Genomic DNA, 21,547 nt, shown 5'->3' with positions numbered 1-21,547 from the left:
AGCCAGCCTAGTGCTGGCTATTTTTTTGTCTGAGATTCTATATTCCCCATGGCATTAAAACCCACTATATTTAAGTTTCGTATCGCTCTAACTGATATGAACCGCGACCATTATGACTCAATAAACCTCACCGTCGCGCAGCACCCATCTGAAAATGACCAACGTATGATGGCTCGTATTCTTGCTTTTTGCCTCAATGCACATGAGTCTCTTCAAATGACCAAAGGTCTCTCTACCATAGAAGAACCCGATATCTGGCAGAAATCCCTGGATGACCAGATCGAATTATGGATAGATGTAGGTGAACCGGACCCTGAACGAATCAAAAAATCAACGCGCTTAGCAGACAAAGTGAAAGTCTACAGTTTTAACACCAAATCCAATGTTTGGTGGAATCAAAATCAAGGTAAGATTGGCATGTTAGATGCTGACGTCACTCGCTTTGATGCGGAAGGCGTAGAAGCGCTCACTCAGCTAATTGAACGTGGAATGGAGCTTTCGGTAATGATCACTGGCACTTCCATTTTTGTCGACAGCAACAAGGGCTCTCACGAAATTGAGTTCCAAGAATTACAAACTAAATGAGTGAATTAGAGAAGCTTTGCTTAGAGTGTGGACTCAATAACTTAGCGGCAGTTAAACAGCATCATAAGCTTTGGCAGGATTGGCAAGTCACGCAGTCACCACTCTTTCAAGCGGTTCTTGAGAATAAACCAGAGACACCTGGAAAGTTACATTTGCTTGGCTTACTCACAAAGAGCCACATTGAATTGCTGTCAAGTTTCACACCGTACATCGACTCCATCCATGCCATGAAAAACGCCATTAGCAACACCGTTGGGAGTGAGCACGAAAAAAAATTCAAAACCAGCCACGTTTACGAGCTTTCATTGATCACCCATGCATGGCTTTATATTCAAGGATACCTGGGAATGGACTTTAGCTTAGCCAATGAGCATGCTCTGGAAACCGCAAAAATGATCAGCTCAATCAACTCGGATGATGCACAGACACTGAGGACATCGTTTCTAGAAAGCTTCTACGAAGGCACTCACCACCAGCCTAAACGCGCCAGTGGACGGTTAAGTGAATGGATAAAGCAACTATTCAACCCAAAAGCTCAGTAACAAAAGAACCATTGAAAAAGAGAAGTCATTTAGGCTTCTCTTTTATTTCAATGGCTAATACTTATAGGTTTGCGTGAGGGCCAAACACTTCGTAGTGTATTCGATCGCGAGACACACCGAGCAACTCTAACTGCTTCACAACATGATCCATAAACCCGATCGGTCCACAAATATAGAAGTCCCCTTCTACCAGTGGCAGCGTGTTAGAAACGGCATTCAGATCCATTTGACCAATAAATTCCGCTTCACCTTCAAGGTACCAAACGGATTGCTGCCATTCATTTGCCGCAACCAAAGTGCTCGTTTCATCAATGAAAGAGTGCTGCTCTCTATCATTACACGCATGCAAATAGGTCACATTTTGTTTTTTTGAATGACTTAATGACTGCAACATTGCTTGCATAGGCGTTGTACCTACACCGGCTGAAATCAAGACAACAGGTTGTTCTTTCTCTACATAGAAAAAATCACCCGCTGGTGCATACAGCATCACAGAGTCACCCACTTTCACTTCATCGTGCAGGTGATTTGACACGACACCTTGATGTTCCATTTCAGCGCCCTCACGCTTCACCGAAATGCGGTAGTCTTGGCCATTAGGGCTCTGAGATAATGAATACTGACGAATTTCATTATACTCGGCAGATTTAGGTTTTACTTCAACGCCAATGTACTGTCCTGGTAAATAATCCAAAACTTTCTCACCGTTCGCGGGAGTAAACGTGAAGCTCGCGACCAAGGCTGATTCGTATTTCTTATCCGTCACGATAAATTCACGTGCGTTTTCCCATCCACCAACCGCTTGCTTCCGTTGCAAATAGAGCTCCCCTTCCCTGTCAATGAACACCTGAGCTAGAAATAGATAGGCAGCCGTCCATGCCTCTTCTACCTCAGCCGAAAATGCTTCCCCTGCTAGCTCTCTGAGGGTCTCAATTAAATGATGCCCAACAATCTGATAATGCTCTGCTTGGATGTTAAAGCTAGTGTGCTTTTGAGCAATGCGTTCAACTGCCGATGTCAGTGCCGCTAAATCCTCAATATTCTTTGCATAAGCGGCAATCGCCTCAAACAATGCAACGCCTTGGCGCCCAGTGCGTTGATTGGTCATGTTAAAGATATCTTGGACTTCTGGATTAATACGAAACATGCGCTGATAAAAGTGCTGTGTTAACGCGGGCCCTGCTTCTTCTAATAATGGAATGGTACTTTTTACGATACTAATGTGTTGTTCGTTGAGCATTAAATAAATCTCCCATTTGGGTTAAGGTCATGACTTTATTACGTAATCGGCAAGTTTTTCTCGCTCTAATCGAATGAATACAGAGCACAATTAGTGCCAACATCAAAAATTCATAAATAACAACAAGTTAAATAATAATGATTTTCATTAGCAGTCTAAGTGACCTCTTTACTTCGTGTCGTTTCGACTCCATAATGCTCAAATAACCCATATTTGAGTCTTTCTATGCAAGATATCTCTGCGTCAACACTGGTCGAAATGACCATTGGGCTCGCAAGCGGTTTGAACAATCAAGACCGTTTCAACAAGCTACTGGATGCCATTCGAAAAACAATTCAATGCGACAGCGTCGTGCTTCTTTCTATTCAGGGAGACACTCTCACACCGCTCGCGATGCAAGGCTTAACACGAGACACCCTTGGACGCCGATTCATTGTTCATGAACATCCTCGGTTTGAAGCCATTTGTAACTCAGTCGCGCCTGTTCGCTTTGATGCGTCCAGCTCACTCCCTGACCCATTTGATGGTTTGCTTCTCGACCACGAGGGAGACTTACCCATGCATTCCTGTATGGGGTTACCACTGCTCTTTGGTGACAAGCTGCTCGGTATCTTAGCGCTTGATAGCCTCACCCCTAATCTGTTTAATAATATTCCCAATCGTAGCTTAGAAGTTCTATCTGCTATTGCTGCCTCGACGCTAAAAATGGCGATGAGCTTCTCTCAACTAGAACAACAAGCAAAACAAAGCCAGCAGCGTCTGCAAGAGCTTAACGAAGAAGCCTGGGAAAGAGACGGTGGCGAAATCATTGGTTCAAGCAAAGCGATGCTTAACCTAAAAAATGATATCGACGTTGTTGCGCCATCTGATTTCAATATTCTCATTCATGGGGAAACAGGCGTTGGTAAAGAACTTGTGGCTCGAACTCTTCATCACCAATCCTCCCGAAATAAGCAACCACTGGTGTATGTAAACTGTGCTGCCATCCCAGAAAACCTAGTGGAAAGTGAATTGTTTGGTCATGTAAAAGGGGCATTTACTGGCGCTGACAAAAACCGACTCGGCAAATTTGCTCTGGCGGATGGCGGTACCTTGTTTCTTGATGAAATAGGAGAACTACCACTCGCAGCACAAAGTAAGATTTTGCGTGCTCTACAAAATAATGAGATTCAACCAGTAGGTCAGGATAAGGTCGAAACCATCAATGTTCGTGTGCTGGCCGCAACCAATAGGGATCTCAAAGAAGAAGTGAGTCAAGGCCGATTCCGAGCCGACCTCTATCATCGGTTGACCGTGTACCCAATCTTAGTTCCACCACTGCGTGACCGAGAAGGCGATATAACATTGCTAGCTGGCTTCTTCTTAGAGCAAGCAAGAAGAAAGCTTGGTATCGTCCAACTAAAAATAGGCCAAGCCGCGCTGCGCTGTATTGCTACCTATAATTGGCCGGGAAATGTGCGAGAGCTGGAGCATGTCATTAATCGAGCCGCACTGAAAGCGAGAGCTCGAAGCCAAAACAACCCCGTCATTACAGTGGCCATTGAAGATATTGGGTCACTCGACAGCACTGATAATCAGACACAAACGGCACAAGAGTTACCAACGCAGGATACACAAGTGGATACCAGTGTGAATCTTCGCGATGCAACGGATGCGTATCAACGTCAACTCATTACAGCAGCACTTGAAAGCGCTGGATTCAATTGGGCAAAAGCGGCGCGATCTTTAGAAACAGATAGAGCGAACCTAACTCGACTAGCGAAGCGACTGGGTATTGTTGTCACGAAAAAACACGCCATTCAATCTTAGTCACTCGATTTCACTCAATCTAAACCACATCGGCGCGAGCTAACCATTAATTTGATATTCCCACCATCGAATTAATGGTTAGTAATTGTTAAAATTAGCAATAACAAACAAAATCCATGTAGAATGTCTCGCAATAACTAAGCAAAGTCTATCCTCTAGTTAGCAACTCATAAAAACAATAGCTATCGACGATAGAGGGGTGTACCCGATCCTCCGACTTAGTTCCTTTTTGCTTGTACTAAAATTATGTGTGTAATGATTCCATGAACGAAGATAAATTTACGAATATTTTCCGCTTGCCGCATTCCATCCAGATACGAATCGGCAAATGGCAACAGACCTTCCGAGGAACTTCAGATTTAGTGCTTCATCAAGCATTGCAAGTTCGAAATGCGCAGTTTCGCAATCGAAAGCTTTTACCTACCGGGTGGCACGTAAACACGTTTGACGCTAACAGCATTTCAGTCACCCATCACGGGAAATACATTCAAACGGCTATGCGTACCATGATCGATAGGAAAGTGGGGTATCAACGCATCTATCTATCGACCATCCCGCTAGATAAAGCGGAACCCGCCATCATCGACTTCAAAAAAGAGTGGATTCAGAAACACAACCGCGTGGCAAAGAAATACAATCAAATTAAGCTAAAAGAGTTCATGCAGTATGCTTTTGAAGAGGTCGACACCTTATACCCTTCACTGCCAAAAGGTGAGTTTGATAAGGCTTTGTGGAACAGACTCGTGATATCTGAATTAGGTCACCCGAAGAAATTCAACAACCCATTCTTTGTCAAAAAGGCGGCAATAAAGCAGCCTTAGCACGCTATTTATCGGTATTTTTCGAGTATGGCTTGGTGCTGACTCACGCCATCTTCAGTGAGACGTGCTTTCACCTTATCAATACCTTGTTGGAGTTTTTGAATAAGAACAGGGTCCGTGTCCTTATTGAACGCATAATAAGTTTGGCTTTCTTTTAAGGTATAAATCGGCTTAAACATATCACTGCTAAATCCGGCTTGCGACGCATACCAATAAGCCGTTCTTTCCGAGTATGCTATCAAATCTATTCGATTTTTTAACAGCAGTTCCGCAAGCATCGTGACGTCCTTTGCTTCAAACATAGCGCCTCTCGGAACGCCAAGCTCCAATAATGCCTGCTCCCCCACATCATCTTGAATCACACCAATTTTATAGCGTGCCATGTCCAACGGTGAGTTTATGACAATAGGGCTGTCTTGCTTTGCTATTACCACGACTTTCACATCAGCAATAGGTCCAACCCACAAGAATAAATCTTCTCTGTGTTCCGTGCGAGCCATAGAGAAAATCGCAGTATTTTCAGTGGTCAGTACCTTTCGATAGGCGTCGGCCCAAGCCTGCATAACGATATGAGCATTGTCGATATCGTTCCCCATTTCGATAGAGGCGGCTTTCAATATATCCACCGAGTAACCCGTGAGTTTTCCATTATGTAAAAAATTCGCCGGTGGGTAATCTTCCGTTAGATACACGATACGACTAAGATCATCTCCTTCACCATGCGAATAAGCGTTGGGGATGAACATCAAGCATATCGTTATTGCCGCCAAGAGTTGAAGTCTAAAGGTAGTCATTGTCTTCTTCTGTTTGCAGTTGCTACCTATAAACGTTAGTTGACGATCAAAAAAGCGTCTAGTGAAAGCCCACACTATTGTTTGAACAACGCAACCGTGCAGTCCTCCTCCCAAGATCTCACGGTTAAGGTAGTACTACCGACAAAGCCATCAATAAACATTCTTAAAAATAATAACTTGACCAGAAATGCATAAGAATCAAACAACAAGGTATTCTGTTTCACCATAATCAGCATATAGTTAGATCATAATAAAAAAAACGGCTGGGACTCAATGAAATATACGGAATATAGACACGAACCAAGGCCCTCCCTACTTCAGCGGGTACAACACAACATCCGAGTTCTGATACCTATTGGTATGATTTTTGTCAGCGTTTTTCTTGTCGCAGCGATCGTCAATTTTTACACCACCAACAACCATGCAATCACTCAAGGGAAGCAAGCCATTGCTAAGCTAGAGCAATACATTGGCACAACGGCTAAAAATCTATTACTGCTTCAAAAGCAAGTGTCTCCCGCGTGTGAAAGACAAGACGTCCTGAAATTAAGAGCACACGCTTTTTACTCCACCATGCTCAAAGAGGTCGGTCTCTACAAAGAAGGCATTGTTTTTTGCACCAGTAATGAAGGAAAAAACAATATTCACCTTTTTCCTTCAACGATGGATAGACTAAAAAATTCGCCAAATAACATAACGATTTCTCTCAAGAAATCTAAGAGCCAATTACAAACTTTTTTTATTTACGCTTATGACGACAATGACACGGGTGTCAATGCTTTGTTGTCGCCAGATCAGTTCCTTGGGCTCGTTGCTCCAACGCTTTCAGAGCACGAGTTAGGCTATCAAATTACCGTTTTGAGTCAGACAATTCAAAGCCAACATGACTCTCTTGGTACTGCGCTTGAGCTCTTCAGCTTTTCATCGCACCTCTACCCGTTTTCCATTACTTTGCACCTCAATCACTACGCCTATTTACACTACTTTGTGCAGCACCTTTGGCAGACTTTATTGATCGCTTCCATGCTGTCTCTCGCCTATCTGGCCATTCTCAGCTATCGCGTTACCCGACAATCTCTGGAATATTCGCTCCAACAAGCGTTACAAGACGACGACCTAGAGCTTTATCTCCAACCAATCGTAGACATCGTCGAAAAGAGAATCGCAGGCAGTGAAGCGTTGATACGATGGCATCACCCAACCCAAGGGATTATTCCCCCTGATATGTTTATTCCACTCGCGGAACGGATGGGCATCATTGATCAAATTACCAAGCGCATTTTAAAAGCAGTAAAAACGTTGATTCTGGCTCACCCGAGTAGGTTGGAAGGACAATACATCAGCCTGAACATCAGCAGGCAATTGATCATCGATCCTAACTTTATCGACTACCTCATTGAATTCTCTAAACGTAACCAAGCGATCATTCCAACTCTGCTACTGGAAATTACTGAAAATAACGAATATACCAACCGAGAGCTTGAGCAAGCGGCCGCGTCATTGAAAGTACTGAGCGACTTAGGATATAAATTTGCCGTCGATGACTTTGGGACGGGCTACTCTGGCTTAAATTTTATTCGTCAGCATCCCTTCAATGCACTAAAAATTGACAAGGTATTCGTCAACGGTTTACGTACAGAGTCGACCATCACGCCTGTCCTGACATCGATGATAAGCTTAGGGGAAGAACTGAATATGAAGGTCATTGCTGAAGGGGTTGAAACCAAAGAACAAATCGAAAAGTTACGCCAATTGGGAGTCAGGTACATTCAAGGGTACTACTTCTCTGCCCCAATGAAACCCAAAGAGTTCATTCGATTTGGGTTGGCCTGATTTGGTTTACCATTTTTCCGCTGCTTTACATGGAAGCAGCGTATTGAACGGAAGATACGGACGGAATCTAAGCAAATAGAAGGAACTCAATAGCGGGTCAACTATCTCATACCACCTCTCTCAATACCGACGAATAGCGGCCTACCATAGATTGGTGAACTGAGCTTGCATCGCTCTACTTACTGGCAGTTTTACCCCACCGATATGCACGGCCATTTTTCCAGTAAAATCCTTTTTTACTTTTTCAATCGCGGACACATTCACCACACTTGAGCGATGAATCTGCCAAAACATATTGGGGTCCAGTTGATTCAATAACTCTTTGAGGGACGTGCGTAAAAGATATTCGCTACTTTCCGTCCCTTCTTGTTTGTACAGTGAGACGTATTTATCTTCCGCTTTAAAGTAGAGTACTTCTGATAAAGAGATGAGGTGAATATCGTCACCTTTCGCCGCTTTTATCCAAGTTAAATAGTCTGGCTTTTCTTTGTTCGTTAACTGCTGGATTTGATCAAGTAATGTAGACATATCCGGGCTGCTTGTCGGTGCAGGTTCAGCCAGTTGAGATTGCAATTTTTCAATGCATTGTGCTAAACGGGCGTCCGATACTGGCTTCAATAAGTAATCAACGGCATTGGTCTCAAACGCTTGAACGGCAAATTCATCATACGCAGTAATGAAAACAACCCGAGTCTTGCTTTGGTGTTTGGCTAAGGTTTTAGCCACACTCATACCGTCTCGTTGAGGCATTTTAATATCAAGAAAGATAATGTCAGGGTGATATTGGTCAACAAGAGACAGGGCTTCATCTCCGTTCCCCGCGAGGGCAACAATATCTAATTGTGGCCAGTGCTCCCCAAGCGATTTATTCAGGTGATGCCTCAATAGAGGTTCATCATCGGCAATGATCGCTGTTATCGACCGCTTCCCTCTCATCTTTTTATCCTTCTAAATTTTCTAAGTCCGTTAGCTCAATATGAAGTTCAGTGGTCACTCCGCCCTGAGCGTTTTCCATGATTTTAAAAGTGGCTCTATTCGAAAACAGAGCTTGCATGCGCTGTCGAATATTATCAAGCCCAATGCCATGCCCAGCGGTGGAAGAATCAAAAACAAGACCAACGCCATTATCAACCACTGAGATGATCGCCATGCCTTTATCTTCTTGCAAACGAATCAGTATGTTTCCACCTTGAGCTTTAGGTTCAATGCCATGCTGCACCGCATTTTCAACTAGCGGCTGCAGCAAGAGTGGCGGCAAGCCAAGGTCTTTTTTCAATTGATTATCAATCTGATAGGTAAGCCTATCACCCAGTCGGACCTGTTGAATACTTAGGTACGCATTGATGAGATCGAGTTCACCAGACACTGAGGTGGTCGATTGTCGATTGATTTTTAATGTACCACGAAGCAAATCGGTCAGTTTCTCTAACATCAATCTGGCCTCATTGGGCTGCTGATCGATGAGTGCATTGATATTCGCCAATGTATTAAATAGAAAATGCGGTTCTATCTGGCTTTGAAGCTGCTTTAGCTGGCTCATGACCAAAGCTTTCTCTTGCTCAGCTTGCTTTCGTTTTGCCGTTTCGAGCTCTTTCTGCGCCAGAAGCTTTTGTTCATAGATATAGAAATAAACAAAGCAGATCACCGTGAAAATAAACCCTAAAAAGATGACGGGTTTCAATTTGTAGATATTGTCGAAGTTGCTGTATTCCTCTAACCAAAACGCTGCATTACTCGTTCCGACAATCATGGAAACCACAAGAGAACAGGCATTAACCCATTGCAAACCTAAATTTGGAAATAAACGACTGATGAAAAGGGCGCTGAGTACCGCGCTGTATCCATAGCCAAAGCTAATAAAGCAATGCCTTAGAAAAGGCGCAGGCCAAATAATGGCGGTCATGATCGCGATAACAAAACAGAAAACGCTCGTCACGGCAATGCTTTTGAGGGCGCTGTTTTCAATGCGCTTGACTCGATTAGCCCCCCCTAGCGAAAAACAAAACTTCATGATCAAAACTTCCCTTTAAGGTTTAATAGAATCATATGCTTATCTGGCAAATTTGCATACACCGAATCCTGACTTCCACCAAGAAAACGGGCCGCTAACTCAAAATTGAACGAAGCAGCACCCGTGTCATAGACCTGGTAATTCAACCACTGTGTTGCAATTATTCCACCGTCTGCCGGCGATAACATGACATCAAACGTTGGCTCAAAATTATTCAGCCAAAGCCAATCTTTACTCCACTCCCAATAACTCCAACTGCTTGAACTCAAAGACCAGTGCGCCATGATATTGTGCTGAACCAAATTCGCATGGTTAAAACCTTGTGCATAAGAGCTTGAAAGAGGAGTGGTTTGCACATTGGAAGAGAGTGATTCCCCACGAGAAAAAGCTTGCTGCCACTCACGGTCACTCCAACTGCGGCTATCGTACCAATATTCCATAATAACGTTATGGCCACTGCTGTTCGCCCAATTCACACCGACTAAAGACTGATATCCATCTTTCTTTGTTTGTAAATCTACCGCCGAATGAATATCACCTTGCTGATAGGCTAGGTATTCCCTTTGATACAAAGCCGAGGCATGGAATTCCCAAGCATGGCTGAACACCGTCACCAAAGAGCCACCAATTAAGCCACGTCGAACATCATCATAGTACGCAACCCCTTGCCACTCGCTATCACCTAATAAGGCATAGCGCCGGATACCAAAGCCTTGTTGCTCTGATTCCTCTTCAAGAACGGAGCCTTGCTGCTGAGTCCAAGAAGAATCGGTGTACACTAAGCTCCATTCTCCATTTGTATCGAAATACGACGCCATCGCCGCCCCAACACCTTCTTCAACCTGAATACCAACGGGGTTACGACGGTAAGGCTTAAAGATGTCCAGTGGGCGATACCCGTATCCGACACCCCAGTCGAGCCGAGCTTTCCCCAACATAAGATCAACGGGCAGATGACCAATATCAGTACTTCCTTGCCAAAACAGCTCTTGTACTATGCCATCAGCATCAAATGATTGACTGCTGTCACTGCTTAATACAGACGTGCCCTTAATCGCGAAAACGCCCGTCAATGCTTTCCATCCCATTTGAAGATCAATCAGGGCGTCTACTGATTCTGTACTTGAAGCCGTTGGAGGTGACATTAAAACAGCATCTCGATGCGCAGTACTGCTTACGCTGACTTTCCAATCCCAATTCATACTCACATCATCGATAAACGCAGAGTCATTCGCTAAGGCGCTCGTCATAAATGTAAAGCACCAAATGAAAGAGAACGACAGAGGTCTAAGAGCTAATAAACAAAGGCTCGGTAGCCAGGTAAACACGCAACGACCACCTGGAATACCTAGTGTCCCTTGCTTTTCTCTGAACAAGGGAAAGGTAACCTTTCGATTCTTCGCTTTACTGTCTTTAGGTTTCACATTCATGCTGAGTACCATTACAAATCAACGGACTTATTACGCGTGAGATACGCTGGGTTATAGTATTTTTCCTCTAGCTCAATCGCTTCTATGGCTTGGTATTCAATCACGGTCTTTTTCGCGGGTTGAATTTGATCGAGGAGTGTCATCGCAACCACACGTAACTGACCATCTCTTGTTCCTGCCTCAAACCACGCCTGTTTAGCCAACTTGCCTGACTGTAAGTAGAGGTCAGCCTTAATGGGAAAGTTATTGCTCTTATCTAGCCATAAATCGATTTGTTGATAACTTGCACCAGACGTTATTGCTGTTAATTCCAGTCTGTTTGTCTCCATAGCTTGCTCTGAATCTAGGGTCACAGACTCAGTCGCGATCAGCTCTCCCTTGTAATCTTCACTCCAAGTTAGCGTAGAGATATCGCCGACTGACGCCTCTCCCAGTAGTTTTTGCATTGGCGTGATACGAATAGGGCGGCGGCTCTTAGGCATAAGTAGCCAGTAGTTATCACCCAGCATCAACATCTTCTGTCCAGCTTCGACTGGTGACTTAAACACCACTAACGACTCTCGATTTGGCCTTGTATAAACGTGATACTCGCGCGTCTTGTCGAGCTCGTCATGCTTAAAAAGTGATACCAATGAAACCACCTTCGCAGAGTCTTGTTCCATGCGATATTGATCAGCGTCTTTAATCATTTCCTCAACACTCTGGTCTGCAAACACTGGAGCCGCTAGGAACATTAACAAGACCATCAATTGAAGAGCGCCACTGCGTCGCTTCAGAAAGTGAACAGAATTAAGGTTAAACATACACAAGTGCCTCAGTAATTGGTTTATTGACCCCTTTACGCGCCGAGAACCACGCCGCTACGATACAGATTGCCATCACACCTAGACCACAATAGGCCAGTAGATCGAAAGAGAAATAGATATTGAGTGGATACCCTTCAGTTCTGCCCGGTGGTGGCGGCATTTGAACATCGGCCACCATCAAGAATAAGCTCGTCACTAGAGTTAACATCCCGCCAATCATCGAACCGATGAAGGCCAACAAGCCAGCTTCACGAACGAATCCCGAAATGATCTCTTTCGGATATGTCCCCAATGCAGACAAAGTCCCTATTTCTCGGGTCCGCTCAGTGACTGACATCGTCATGGTGTTGAATAGAGCCACAAAAACGACTAACGCCATCACCGCGCCCATGATGCCGAAAATACGGTCATACAGGTTCTTAACTCGAGTGTAGAAAAATGCGCGATCTTCCCATGGCGTGACCTCGACAGGTTGAGCTAAGCTCATATTTTCAAGCTGCTGCTCTACCCAGTGTTGGGTTTCTGCAGTCTGCTCTGTGCCGTATAAGAAAACAGATAAAGTGCTGACTTTGTCACTCGCCAGAAGGTCTTGAACAGATTGAATGTGCAAATAAAGCTGACGCTTATCTAGCTCTGGAACACCAGTGGAGTAGATGCCACGCACTTTAAAGTCATACGCATTGAGTGCGCCATCGCTCGTTGTTGCGAGCAATGTTACCCAGTCTCCAATGCCGACACTCAAATTCTTAGCCAAATCGACAGCCAGCATCACTTCAGGCTCACTATCGTCATAACGAGGCGATTGAATACTCGACAGCGTCTTTCCTTCTCGTACATCCAAGAAAGGGCCTTTCATATCAAACTCTCGTTCATTAACACCAGATCCAGCAAAAATGGTCGATTTGGTGCCATTAGAAACCAGTCCAGTAAACTCAATACGAGGCTGTACACCTCGAACGCTCTGGTTCACCAGAAGTTGTTTTATGATTTTGTCTGTATCCGCTAGGCCATTTGAAAGCGGCACTTCTTCATCCTGTTCAAAAAAACCAGGCTGGCTAAGAGTGAGATGCCCCGTATCCCTCGCCGTAGATTCTTTCAGAGAGTCATACGTATAAAGGCCAAACCCACCAGCACTACACAGCGCAAAAACGGCAATGGCCACAATTAAGACCGACAGTAAACTTCGACGGCCATTTCGTTGCAGGTTCAAATACGCAATACGTAAAGAGTGTGGAATTAGCTTGCCCATTTGATCGCCTCCTTGTGAATTCTGCCATCTAACAGTTCGATCGTACGATCGCAATGTGACGCCATTCTTGGGTCATGAGTAGCAACAATAAACGTGGTGTTTAACTCTCTCCCGAGGGACTTCATAATGTCGATAACCAGTTCCGCAGTGTGGCTATCAAGACTGGCTGTCGGCTCATCCGCAATCACAATTTCAGGGTTATGAACCAACGCTCGCGCAATCGCAACACGCTGCTGCTGACCACCAGAAAGGTTATCTGGGCGATGTTGAATGAAATCTTCTAGGCCAACTTTTTCAAGCATCGCACTCGCTAAACGTTTTTGCTCTGTTGCCGAGTGGCCATTTAGCATCAATGGGTAAGCGACATTTTCCCAAGCACTCATTACGGGTACAAGATTGAACTTTTGAAAAACAAACCCTAACTGACTACGGCGAATTTTCGCTGCGGCCATTCGATCTTTGGGGTAATGAACGTCAGCCAATGAAATATCCCCTTGGTAGTCCATATCCAACATACCCAAGATATTCAGTAGCGTGCTTTTCCCTGACCCCGATGGGCCGCACAACGCCACCATCTCTCCCTTAGCAATATTGCCACTGGCATCCGTCAGTGCTTGTACGTTTTGCTGCCCAAGTTGATAGCGCTTGCTTATGTTATTAAAAGTCAGCATAACGGCCTCCTAGGCGGCTTTATTGATGAGTGCTTCAGCTTGAAGTGTCATAGGGTGTTGTGCATTTTCTGCTTGCATCTTCGATAACCATTTATTGGCCTGGTCGACATCTTCAGCACGAATTGACGCCTGAATGGCATAAATGTAAATCCACGATGTCGCTTCATAGCTTTGACTAGCAAACGCTTCGCTCTCAAGAAGCTCAAGGTAGATGTCATAACCACGCTCAAAATGATTAAACATGTCAGGTAAAGAGGTGTAAGTAGAAGCCGCAATAGCTTGAGCCAAAATCGACGTTGGCAAGCCTTGGCGATATTCCTGCTGCTCTACCGGCTCACCATCGAGTAACGTTAAACCTTTTGCAATGGTCGCCAAGCCTTGTTCTGTATACTTCATTTTATTCCAAGGCATAAAGGCATCACGTCCCATTAAAGTCTGTGTGCTTCCTAAGTACACTAAGCTCAGTGCATCTGCACCTTGGGATTCCAACAACTGCTCAAGTTGCTCATGAACCACCTCAACTTTATCTTCATCGCCTTGTGCCGCGAGATTGTATTGAGAGATAACGGCTTCACTCGGCGCAGCCGTTGTTTGGAAGCTCAATGCAGAACCACTAATAAGAAGAGTAAGTGCGATTGTGTTGCAGATTGATTTGATGCTCATGTTGATTGTCCCTTTCACTGTTTGATGATGAAAGATTATGATCAATTGAGCCTAGTAATCGGTCGATGCGACGAATGGTTATTCTATGGCGTGAATGGTAGAAACAAAGATTGAATGGTTCGAGAACGAAAAAACCAGCTTTTAACAGCTGGTTTATTTAGAAGTGAATACGCTAAAGCTTATATGAACAACGCTCTATGGCACACCGTGACCTTTAGATGCAACCCAAACTCGGTACCACTGTTCACGCGTCATTTCCAACGCGAGCGATGCGACCGCCGCTTTCACACGTTCAATCTTGCCAGACCCAATGATAGCCAGTGGCTGCGATGGTAAACGGCGAACCCAAGCATAAACGACCTGGTCAATACTGGACGCACCCATCTCAACCTTAAGCGCTTCTAGCTCCTTAATGACCCGCTTCTCTTGTTCAGTCGTGCCATTGAATAAACTGCCGCCCGCAAGACAAGACCACGCCATTGGGCGAATGCGTTTCATCTGCAGTTGATCTAATGTGCCATCATGGGCAACATCAAAGTTGATTGGATTGATCTCGACTTGGTTCGTCACCAATGATTTACCTAAACGAGATTGCAACAGGTCAAATTGACTAGCACTGAAGTTAGAAACACCAAAGTGCTTCACCTTGCCTACTTTATGAAGTTCAGTAAAAACTTCTGCCACTTCATCAGCATTCATCAACAAATCAGGGCGGTGAATCAATAGGACATCAATGTTCTCAACGCCAAGGCGAGTGAGTGAATTGTTCACCGACTCATGTATGTGGCTAGCACTGGTGTCGTAGTGGTTGATCTTACGTTGAGGGTGCTTATCAGTGCACAGGTTAATATCGCATTTCGTCACGATTTGAATCTCATCGCGAACCGATTTATCCAGTGCGAGCCCTTCTCCAAACAGTTGCTCACACTCATAACCGCCGTATATATCGGCGTGATCAATGGTAGTGATACCTAACTCAATGTGCTGTTTTAGAAAAGTGAGCCGCTCTTGAGGTGTCATTCTCCACTCACCAAGACGCCAGTATCCTTGTACTAACTCAGAAAACTCAGGCCCTTGAGGCGCCATTATGACACTCTCTGGCTTCATTAACTTCGACACCATGTGTGCTTCTCCTATAATTAACTCGGATCAGAGTATGCGCGAACCAACGCTAGCTCAATGATTCAGAAAAACTATCTATCAAAAATGTGTTGAATTTGAGCTTCAAGACACGTTTATAACATTAAGTTCGTTAAAGTTTGCCGGGCCTTGCTTCGGATCAATACTGCGAATGATTCAATGACAAGACTAATGAGCGCTGTGTTTAAAAATCACATCAATCACGCTGCCGTTACTGGTTAATAATGCGAACACATCATTGTTAGAGTTAAAACTAGAGTTAGCACTGCTTTGCTGGTTTTGCTGATGACGCCAACGAATCTCAACCGGATCAGACGCGCTACCTTGATTAATGAACTGAACGAGTTTCTGATCAAGTGTTGAGCTATCCAGTCGCTCTTGCTGCTCTTCTATAGAAAAACGCTCCCCCAACTTGAACACCTCAGAAACGTAGAAACCATCTTTTCTTAGACTTAACTGAATATCGGTAAAAGCGCTCGCATTGAACTCTGCGCTCAACTTCATTGAATGCACAACCTCTCTTTGGTTGACAAACATCCGTGTGACGACAGGCGTTTTGTAATACCAAATTTCATCACTACAAAACTCTTCATCGTCTTGCTCCAGCCCACAGTCGTAAAGCGCCACTTGATGCTTTATCTCTTGCAAGTTAAGGCCGTGGGAGTCTTCGATAAACGGCTGAAGCCAAGTCGATGCACTGGCATTCGAAAAAGCATGAGCGGGCGATACAGACAATACAGCGTAGCTAGCGATGCTCGATATAATAGCCAGAACCACAAAATCAACCCATTTACTTGTTTTGTTCACGGCACGCGGCTCCAAATATACGCTTAGATAGAAAGTATGACTCTATCAAATACTGACACCAATAATATCCCCCCTAACTTTACCTACGCTTCTGCGCCCCTTAGCCATATTTTGTGAAACACACCAAACTTTAGGGCGTAGAGAGTGAGAATGATGTCGCTTGTACCACGAACAATTATGATGTTTTTTTCATCACCCTACTTTTTTTCATCACATTTCTAAGGACTGAGCGTGAAACAGATTCAACTGGGCATTTTATTGGCGTTAGCCGCGTCAGCGAATAGCGTAGCAAGTCCGAATCTTGCTATTTCAACAACCACCACAAGCCGCGATTTTCCATTGAATGGCGATGCACCACTGGTTGTCACCTTGTCGAAAGATGAATACACGCTCAAAATTTCAGGAATAGAAGGAGACTGCCAGCCGCTTAAGAACCAGAAGGTGAAGTTCAGTAAACCCATTCACCTCTCTTGCTCTGAGCCATTAACCCTACCGCTAAAAATACGCTTCAGCGGCGATTACGCTTTTCATTATGACAGTGATAATCAAACCATTACCTTCAACCGACAAGCAAAAGCTAACACCAATACCGTTTTCAAAAGACCGATCCCTCAGCTCAAGTGCGAAGAAAATACCGTCACCCATCACACTATCGAACTCGCTGATAGCTTTGCCGATGGTACGCAACTAAGAGAAGTCTTTACCGATCAAATCGTCACGGTGAAAGACCAACAAGTGACTCTGACGGTCTCTCCTCAAAGCGGCGGATTAATGCTGTTCGAACCGACATCATCGACTGAGGAATCACCCGATTTCACTTACAAAAACGCCAATATCTATTTCGTCATGGTTGACCGATTTAAAAATGGCGATAACAGCAATGACACGCCTTACGGCCGAAAGAAGGATGGCAAAGAGGAGGTCGGCACCTTCCACGGTGGCGATCTGAAAGGCGTGATTGAGAAACTGGATTACATACAAAGCTTGGGCACCGATGCCATTTGGCTATCACCAATCGTAGAACAAGTGCACGGTTTTGTTGGGGGTGGCAGCAGCGGAAGTTTTCCATTTTATGCCTATCACGGCTATTGGACTCGTGACTTTACCAAAATAGATGAGAACTTTGGTCATGATGAGGACCTGAAGCTTCTGATTACTGAGGCGCACAAACGAGGGATGAAGGTACTGCTCGACGCAGTGATTAACCATTCCGGTTACGCGACACTGGCTGACCTACAACATGATGATATTGACGTGGTTGACGTAAACAAAATGCCACAGAAATGGGCCGATTGGACGCCAGAGTCTGGGCAGAACTGGCACAGTTTCCATGAGGCTGTTGATTATGGGGATGCCGAGTGGTCGCAATGGTGGGGTGGTGACTGGGTAAGGGCTGGTCTGCCTGGTTATCCAAAGCCGGGTTCTAGTGACATCACGACGACGCTTGCTGGCTTGCCTGACTTTAGAACGGAATCAGCGGAACCAGTCACACCGCCTAAATGGCTACTTGAAAACCCAGGGACCCGCGTTGAGCACAGGGAAAACTTCACCGTCAGTGATTATTTATTGGAATGGCAAACAGATTGGGTAAAACGATTTGGTGTCGATGGCTTTCGAGTCGATACTGTTAAGCATGTAGAGAGTGATGTATGGAAAAGACTCAAAGAAAAAGCCTCGTCCAACCTAGAGCAGTGGCGCAAGGAAAATGATCGAACCGGTGAACCGTTCTGGATGATGGGCGAAGTGTGGGGCCATTCCGCCTACCGAACCCCTTACTTTGATGATGGATTCGATGCGCTCATCAACTTCGATATGCAGAAAAAACTGGATAGAGGCGCCGTCTGTTTCAGTCAAATGGCCGATACCTATCAAGATTATTCAGTGAAGATGCAGCAATCAGACGATTTTCTTCCTGTCAGCTACATGTCATCACACGATACGGAACTGTTTTTCAGTCGCTTCAAATCATTCGACATTCAACGCAATGCCGCCAACGCTTTACTACTGAGCCCAGGTGCGATTCAGGTTTACTACGGTGACGAGGTCGCGCGAAACATTGGTCCTTACGCCGATGATTTCCACCAAGGTACACGTTCAGACATGGTGTGGCAGCTAGATAAAGATAGAGAAGCACTCCTTGCTCACTGGCAAACGCTAGGACAATTTCGCCAGCGTCACCCTGCCATCGGTGCGGGGACACATACAGAGTTAAAGCAAGACAACGCCTACGTGTTTTCACGTGAACTTGACGGCAACAAAGTCGTCGTGGCCTTCGTTGGGCATTAACTCGCACATTCAGTGTTTTACATAACCACACTCAATAGAGAGTGCGTCATCTGGTTTCGATTTTCCGTTAACGGAACCAAAATACGCGCTCCTTTGGCTCACCTCACATAGGTTCAGCACTCTCTGTAAACTCGTCTATAGTTAATCATTATAAGTTGATGAATATTGACAATAACTATGGCTAGTAAACCTGTATTTGTAATTGCAGCGGAAGTCGCCGCGGAACTCAATCGAGGCATGTTGATTGCCAAACGACTGCTATTAGTCGCAAGCAATGCGCGTGCCCTAGCACTCCGAGCGGGTGAAAGTGCCGCGGGATTTAGGCCGATTACTGATTCAATAGACGACCTCGTTCGCGTGACTCTCGACACATCTCAAACCATTAATGTCAAAGCGCAAAACCTTAGCAAAATAGCCACCGCCGGCACGCGTTCCTCATCAGCCGTCGACCGATTTGAACTTGTCTACGCGAAACACCCTGACGCCCGTTTTCTAGATTCACTCGATATCGCAAGAGAAAATAATCAATCCGAATATTCTGAGATAAGCCATCGCTTCTATTCCGAGGCAAAGAGCCTGCACGATATGCTTCAAACCTTGTATGACGAACTGCGCATCGCTCAAATAATCTCAACCATGCTTAGCGTTGAAGCCTCTCAAGCGGACGAAAAATACCAAGCTCAGCTCAATACGATCGCAGACAGCGTAACGGAATTAGCCGAAGCCATTCAAAAACACGTTTTACAGTCACTGAAACTCTTTTCTCTCTTTGCTAGGGTGAACTATGCAATCAAAAGTACTCTATGAAAATGGACAACATCGCTGGGTAGTCTTTGCGCGAGACCCAGAAAAACCGGATAAAATCGTCGATACCAATCAATATATGATCGTCAATCGCGATCAAGCGATATTGCTCGACCCTGGCGGCATCGAGCTTTTTTCTGCCATGCTCGGCTGCGTGGTTAAGGAAGTCCCGATAGAGCATATTGTTCATCTTTTTGCATCGCACCAAGACCCAGACATCATCTCTTCCCTTGGGTTGTGGGACAAAGCTTTGCCGTCAGCAACGCTTCATACCCCATGGCTATGGGAATCTTTTATTCGTCACTTTGGCATGGAATCCATCACCTTTTCAGGCATCGCCGATAGCGGTGGAAAAGTGCTGCTGTCGGGTCAAGAGATTCAGTTTATTCCTGCTCACTACATGCATTCATCAGGCAATTTCTCTGTGTATGATCCAGAAGCCAAGATACTGATGTCCGGCGATGTGGGCGCCGCGTTAGACGAGCCAGACGCCCCGTTCTTTGTTGAAAACTTTAATGAACACATCCAAAAAATGGAGTATTTCCACAAACGGTGGATGCCGTCCAATAGGGCAAAACATGACTGGATAGAAAGAGTCAGTAAATTGGATATCGATATGATGTGCCCACAACACGGTGGCATATTTAGAGGGGACGATGTGAAAAGGTTCTTAGAGTGGCTAGATGGGCTCGATGTCGGTATCGCGATAAATTCGAATTAGCGAATGCTCACTAACCAATATTTATTCCTACGTAGTATTAAGCTGCCCAACGTAAAATGGCTCCTATCTAGGAGCCATTATTATTTGTTTCGATGTTTGAATTACGCTTCGCGACGAGCTTGAACAGCATCAGCCAGTTGACGTAATACTTTTTCAGTATCTTCCCAACCGATACACGCGTCGGTGACTGACTGACCGTAAGTGAGCTCTTCACCCGCCACGAGATCTTGACGACCTTCGACTAAGTGAGACTCAATCATTACACCAAATATTGCATCTTCACCACCAGCAATCTGGCTTGCAACATCATCAGATACCACCATTTGACGTTGGTATTGCTTAGAGCTGTTTGCGTGGCTGAAGTCAATCATGACTTTCTTAGGTAGACCTGATGCTTCTAGCTCTTGTTTAATCGTTCCAACGTGGTCAGCACTGAAGTTAGGCTCTTTGCCACCACGAAGAATGATGTGGCAATCAGGGTTACCCGTCGTTTCAATAATCGCAGAGTGGCCGTACTTAGTAACAGACAAGAAGTGGTGAGAAGCGCTAGCCGAGCGAATCGCGTCTGTTGCAATCTTAATATTGCCATCAGTACCATTTTTGAAGCCTACAGGACAAGAAAGACCAGAAGAAAGCTCACGGTGAACTTGAGATTCGGTTGTACGTGCACCAATTGCGCCCCAGCTGATAAGGTCACCAATGTACTGTGGAGAAATCATATCAAGGAATTCACTTGCTGTTGGCATGCCTAGGTCAGTAAGGTCAAGCAACAGTTTACGAGCAGTACGAAGACCGTCGTTAATCTTAAACGTGTCGTTTAGGTAAGGGTCGTTGATAAGACCTTTCCAGCCCACGGTTGTGCGTGGCTTTTCAAAATAGACGCGCATCACCACTTCTAAACGATCACCCAGTTCTTCACGAAGTACTTTCAAACGCTTACCGTATTCAATAGCAGCATCGGTATCGTGGATAGAACAAGGACCAACGATAACAAGCAGTCGGTCATCTTTGTCTTTCAAAATGTTAGAAATGGCTTCGCGCGATTGGAACGTAGTCGATGACGCCGTTTCAGTTGCTGGAAACTTCTCTAAAATCGCAACCGGCGGTAATAGTTCTTTTACTTTATTAATTCTTACATCATCAGTCTGAAACATCGCTTACTACTTCCTATTTATCTATTTTCTGAGTTTGCAGCTATTGAATTCTGCATTGTTACTCAGTAATCAATTCCTGTTCCGTGTAACTTATCGGCTAATCGATTTAACTTCAATCATTATTTTTAACAAAAGGCAATATATGTAATTTTTTTACATTAAACACAAAGTGTAAATAAAT

20 protein-coding genes are annotated in these 21,547 nt (G+C 44.8%); 8 read left to right on the top strand and 12 right to left on the bottom strand.

What is annotated here, in order from left to right:
* Window positions 1-48: 48 nt before the first annotated feature.
* Both BCU12_RS02870 and BCU12_RS02865 read left to right on the top strand, forming a co-directional pair.
* Window positions 49-585: a YaeQ family protein gene (locus BCU12_RS02870; protein ID WP_102402885.1), complete on the top strand. Its 537-nt coding sequence runs from the start codon at window positions 49-51 to the stop codon at window positions 583-585.
* A complete protein-coding gene (locus BCU12_RS02865; protein WP_102402884.1) occupies window positions 582-1,127 on the top strand; it encodes a hypothetical protein in 546 nt (181 codons plus the stop codon). Before BCU12_RS02870 ends, BCU12_RS02865 begins: the two co-directional genes overlap by 4 nt.
* A gap of 61 nt (window positions 1,128-1,188) precedes the next feature.
* Here BCU12_RS02865 and hmpA read toward each other — a convergent pair whose 3' ends face one another.
* Window positions 1,189-2,367 (bottom strand): NO-inducible flavohemoprotein, encoded by a 1,179-nt coding sequence (hmpA, locus tag BCU12_RS02860; protein ID WP_102402883.1) that lies wholly within the window; start codon window positions 2,365-2,367, stop codon window positions 1,189-1,191.
* A gap of 225 nt (window positions 2,368-2,592) precedes the next feature.
* On the opposite strand from hmpA, the gene norR reads away from it, so the two are divergent.
* Window positions 2,593-4,176, top strand: coding sequence for a nitric oxide reductase transcriptional regulator NorR (gene norR / locus BCU12_RS02855; protein WP_102402882.1), 1,584 nt, complete (start codon window positions 2,593-2,595; stop codon window positions 4,174-4,176).
* A gap of 263 nt (window positions 4,177-4,439) precedes the next feature.
* Window positions 4,440-4,997: a hypothetical protein gene (locus BCU12_RS02850; protein ID WP_102402881.1), complete on the top strand. Its 558-nt coding sequence runs from the start codon at window positions 4,440-4,442 to the stop codon at window positions 4,995-4,997.
* An 8-nt stretch (window positions 4,998-5,005) separates the two neighbouring features.
* Here the strand turns inward: BCU12_RS02850 and BCU12_RS02845 are convergent, their stop codons facing one another.
* Complete coding sequence (locus BCU12_RS02845; protein WP_102402880.1) at window positions 5,006-5,743, bottom strand: transporter substrate-binding domain-containing protein; 738 nt, start codon at window positions 5,741-5,743, stop codon at window positions 5,006-5,008.
* Window positions 5,744-6,151: 408 nt separating this feature from the next.
* On the opposite strand from BCU12_RS02845, the gene BCU12_RS02840 reads away from it, so the two are divergent.
* Window positions 6,152-7,624: an EAL domain-containing protein gene (locus BCU12_RS02840; RefSeq protein WP_241909730.1), complete on the top strand. Its 1,473-nt coding sequence runs from the start codon at window positions 6,152-6,154 to the stop codon at window positions 7,622-7,624.
* Between the two features lie 141 nt (window positions 7,625-7,765).
* Here BCU12_RS02840 and BCU12_RS02835 read toward each other — a convergent pair whose 3' ends face one another.
* The 9 genes from BCU12_RS02835 to BCU12_RS02795 form a co-directional block, all read right to left on the bottom strand.
* Window positions 7,766-8,560, bottom strand: coding sequence for a LytTR family DNA-binding domain-containing protein (locus tag BCU12_RS02835; protein WP_102402878.1), 795 nt, complete (start codon window positions 8,558-8,560; stop codon window positions 7,766-7,768).
* A gap of 4 nt (window positions 8,561-8,564) precedes the next feature.
* Window positions 8,565-9,635, bottom strand: a complete 1,071-nt coding sequence (locus tag BCU12_RS02830) for a histidine kinase (RefSeq protein ID WP_102402877.1) — start codon at window positions 9,633-9,635, stop codon at window positions 8,565-8,567.
* A 2-nt stretch (window positions 9,636-9,637) separates the two neighbouring features.
* The gene (locus BCU12_RS02825) at window positions 9,638-10,885 is read right to left on the bottom strand and encodes a hypothetical protein (protein WP_102402886.1); all 1,248 of its coding nucleotides are present in this window, start codon (window positions 10,883-10,885) and stop codon (window positions 9,638-9,640) included.
* Between the two features lie 191 nt (window positions 10,886-11,076).
* Entirely contained in the window at window positions 11,077-11,811 is a 735-nt protein-coding gene (locus BCU12_RS02820) for an outer membrane lipoprotein-sorting protein (protein WP_241909731.1), read from the bottom strand.
* A gap of 49 nt (window positions 11,812-11,860) precedes the next feature.
* Window positions 11,861-13,120, bottom strand: a complete 1,260-nt coding sequence (locus BCU12_RS02815; RefSeq protein ID WP_102402875.1) for an ABC transporter permease — start codon at window positions 13,118-13,120, stop codon at window positions 11,861-11,863.
* Complete coding sequence (locus tag BCU12_RS02810; RefSeq protein WP_102402874.1) at window positions 13,108-13,791, bottom strand: ABC transporter ATP-binding protein; 684 nt, start codon at window positions 13,789-13,791, stop codon at window positions 13,108-13,110. The genes BCU12_RS02815 and BCU12_RS02810 overlap by 13 nt, the downstream gene beginning before the upstream one ends.
* A 9-nt stretch (window positions 13,792-13,800) precedes the next feature.
* Window positions 13,801-14,454 (bottom strand): hypothetical protein, encoded by a 654-nt coding sequence (locus tag BCU12_RS02805; RefSeq protein WP_102402873.1) that lies wholly within the window; start codon window positions 14,452-14,454, stop codon window positions 13,801-13,803.
* Between the two features lie 195 nt (window positions 14,455-14,649).
* Window positions 14,650-15,576, bottom strand: a complete 927-nt coding sequence (locus BCU12_RS02800; RefSeq protein ID WP_102402872.1) for an aldo/keto reductase family oxidoreductase — start codon at window positions 15,574-15,576, stop codon at window positions 14,650-14,652.
* 186 nt (window positions 15,577-15,762) lie between these two features.
* Window positions 15,763-16,401, bottom strand: a complete 639-nt coding sequence (locus tag BCU12_RS02795; protein ID WP_102402871.1) for a hypothetical protein — start codon at window positions 16,399-16,401, stop codon at window positions 15,763-15,765.
* Between the two features lie 240 nt (window positions 16,402-16,641).
* Between BCU12_RS02795 and BCU12_RS02790 the strand changes: the two genes are divergently transcribed.
* From BCU12_RS02790 to BCU12_RS02780, 3 genes are all read left to right on the top strand, one after another.
* Entirely contained in the window at window positions 16,642-18,687 is a 2,046-nt protein-coding gene (locus BCU12_RS02790; protein ID WP_198599237.1) for an alpha-amylase, read from the top strand.
* A 177-nt stretch (window positions 18,688-18,864) separates the two neighbouring features.
* A complete protein-coding gene (locus tag BCU12_RS02785; protein WP_102402869.1) occupies window positions 18,865-19,494 on the top strand; it encodes a chemotaxis protein in 630 nt (209 codons plus the stop codon).
* Window positions 19,472-20,212, top strand: coding sequence for an MBL fold metallo-hydrolase (locus tag BCU12_RS02780; protein ID WP_102402868.1), 741 nt, complete (start codon window positions 19,472-19,474; stop codon window positions 20,210-20,212). The genes BCU12_RS02785 and BCU12_RS02780 overlap by 23 nt, the downstream gene beginning before the upstream one ends.
* Before the next feature lie 101 nt (window positions 20,213-20,313).
* Here BCU12_RS02780 and aroG read toward each other — a convergent pair whose 3' ends face one another.
* Window positions 20,314-21,366 (bottom strand): 3-deoxy-7-phosphoheptulonate synthase AroG, encoded by a 1,053-nt coding sequence (aroG, locus tag BCU12_RS02775; protein WP_102402867.1) that lies wholly within the window; start codon window positions 21,364-21,366, stop codon window positions 20,314-20,316.
* Window positions 21,367-21,547 lie beyond the last annotated feature (181 nt).

The organism is Vibrio sp. 10N.261.55.A7 (assembly GCF_002877365.1).
Classification (GTDB): Bacteria; Pseudomonadota; Gammaproteobacteria; order Enterobacterales; family Vibrionaceae; genus Vibrio.
This window is presented reverse-complemented; position numbering and strand designations above follow the sequence as displayed.

Excerpts from the sequence above, each read along its gene's own strand:
- BCU12_RS02845 (WP_102402880.1), bottom strand. The coding sequence starts at position 5,743 with ATGTTCATCCCCAACGCTTATTCGCATGGTGAAGGAGATGATCTTAGT.
- BCU12_RS02835 (WP_102402878.1), bottom strand. The coding sequence starts at position 8,560 with ATGAGAGGGAAGCGGTCGATAACAGCGATCATTGCCGATGATGAACCT.
- BCU12_RS02840 (WP_241909730.1), top strand. The coding sequence starts at position 6,152 with ATGATTTTTGTCAGCGTTTTTCTTGTCGCAGCGATCGTCAATTTTTAC.
- BCU12_RS02825 (WP_102402886.1), bottom strand. The coding sequence starts at position 10,885 with ATGACGAGCGCCTTAGCGAATGACTCTGCGTTTATCGATGATGTGAGT.
- BCU12_RS02815 (WP_102402875.1), bottom strand. The coding sequence starts at position 13,120 with ATGGGCAAGCTAATTCCACACTCTTTACGTATTGCGTATTTGAACCTG.
- BCU12_RS02870 (WP_102402885.1), top strand. The coding sequence starts at position 49 with ATGGCATTAAAACCCACTATATTTAAGTTTCGTATCGCTCTAACTGAT.
- BCU12_RS02810 (WP_102402874.1), bottom strand. The coding sequence starts at position 13,791 with ATGCTGACTTTTAATAACATAAGCAAGCGCTATCAACTTGGGCAGCAA.
- hmpA (WP_102402883.1), bottom strand. The coding sequence starts at position 2,367 with ATGCTCAACGAACAACACATTAGTATCGTAAAAAGTACCATTCCATTA.
- BCU12_RS02865 (WP_102402884.1), top strand. The coding sequence starts at position 582 with ATGAGTGAATTAGAGAAGCTTTGCTTAGAGTGTGGACTCAATAACTTA.
- norR (WP_102402882.1), top strand. The coding sequence starts at position 2,593 with ATGCAAGATATCTCTGCGTCAACACTGGTCGAAATGACCATTGGGCTC.
- BCU12_RS02805 (WP_102402873.1), bottom strand. The coding sequence starts at position 14,454 with ATGAGCATCAAATCAATCTGCAACACAATCGCACTTACTCTTCTTATT.
- BCU12_RS02785 (WP_102402869.1), top strand. The coding sequence starts at position 18,865 with ATGGCTAGTAAACCTGTATTTGTAATTGCAGCGGAAGTCGCCGCGGAA.
- BCU12_RS02800 (WP_102402872.1), bottom strand. The coding sequence starts at position 15,576 with ATGGTGTCGAAGTTAATGAAGCCAGAGAGTGTCATAATGGCGCCTCAA.
- BCU12_RS02820 (WP_241909731.1), bottom strand. The coding sequence starts at position 11,811 with ATGGTCTTGTTAATGTTCCTAGCGGCTCCAGTGTTTGCAGACCAGAGT.
- aroG (WP_102402867.1), bottom strand. The coding sequence starts at position 21,366 with ATGTTTCAGACTGATGATGTAAGAATTAATAAAGTAAAAGAACTATTA.
- BCU12_RS02850 (WP_102402881.1), top strand. The coding sequence starts at position 4,440 with ATGAACGAAGATAAATTTACGAATATTTTCCGCTTGCCGCATTCCATC.
- BCU12_RS02830 (WP_102402877.1), bottom strand. The coding sequence starts at position 9,635 with ATGAAGTTTTGTTTTTCGCTAGGGGGGGCTAATCGAGTCAAGCGCATT.
- BCU12_RS02780 (WP_102402868.1), top strand. The coding sequence starts at position 19,472 with ATGCAATCAAAAGTACTCTATGAAAATGGACAACATCGCTGGGTAGTC.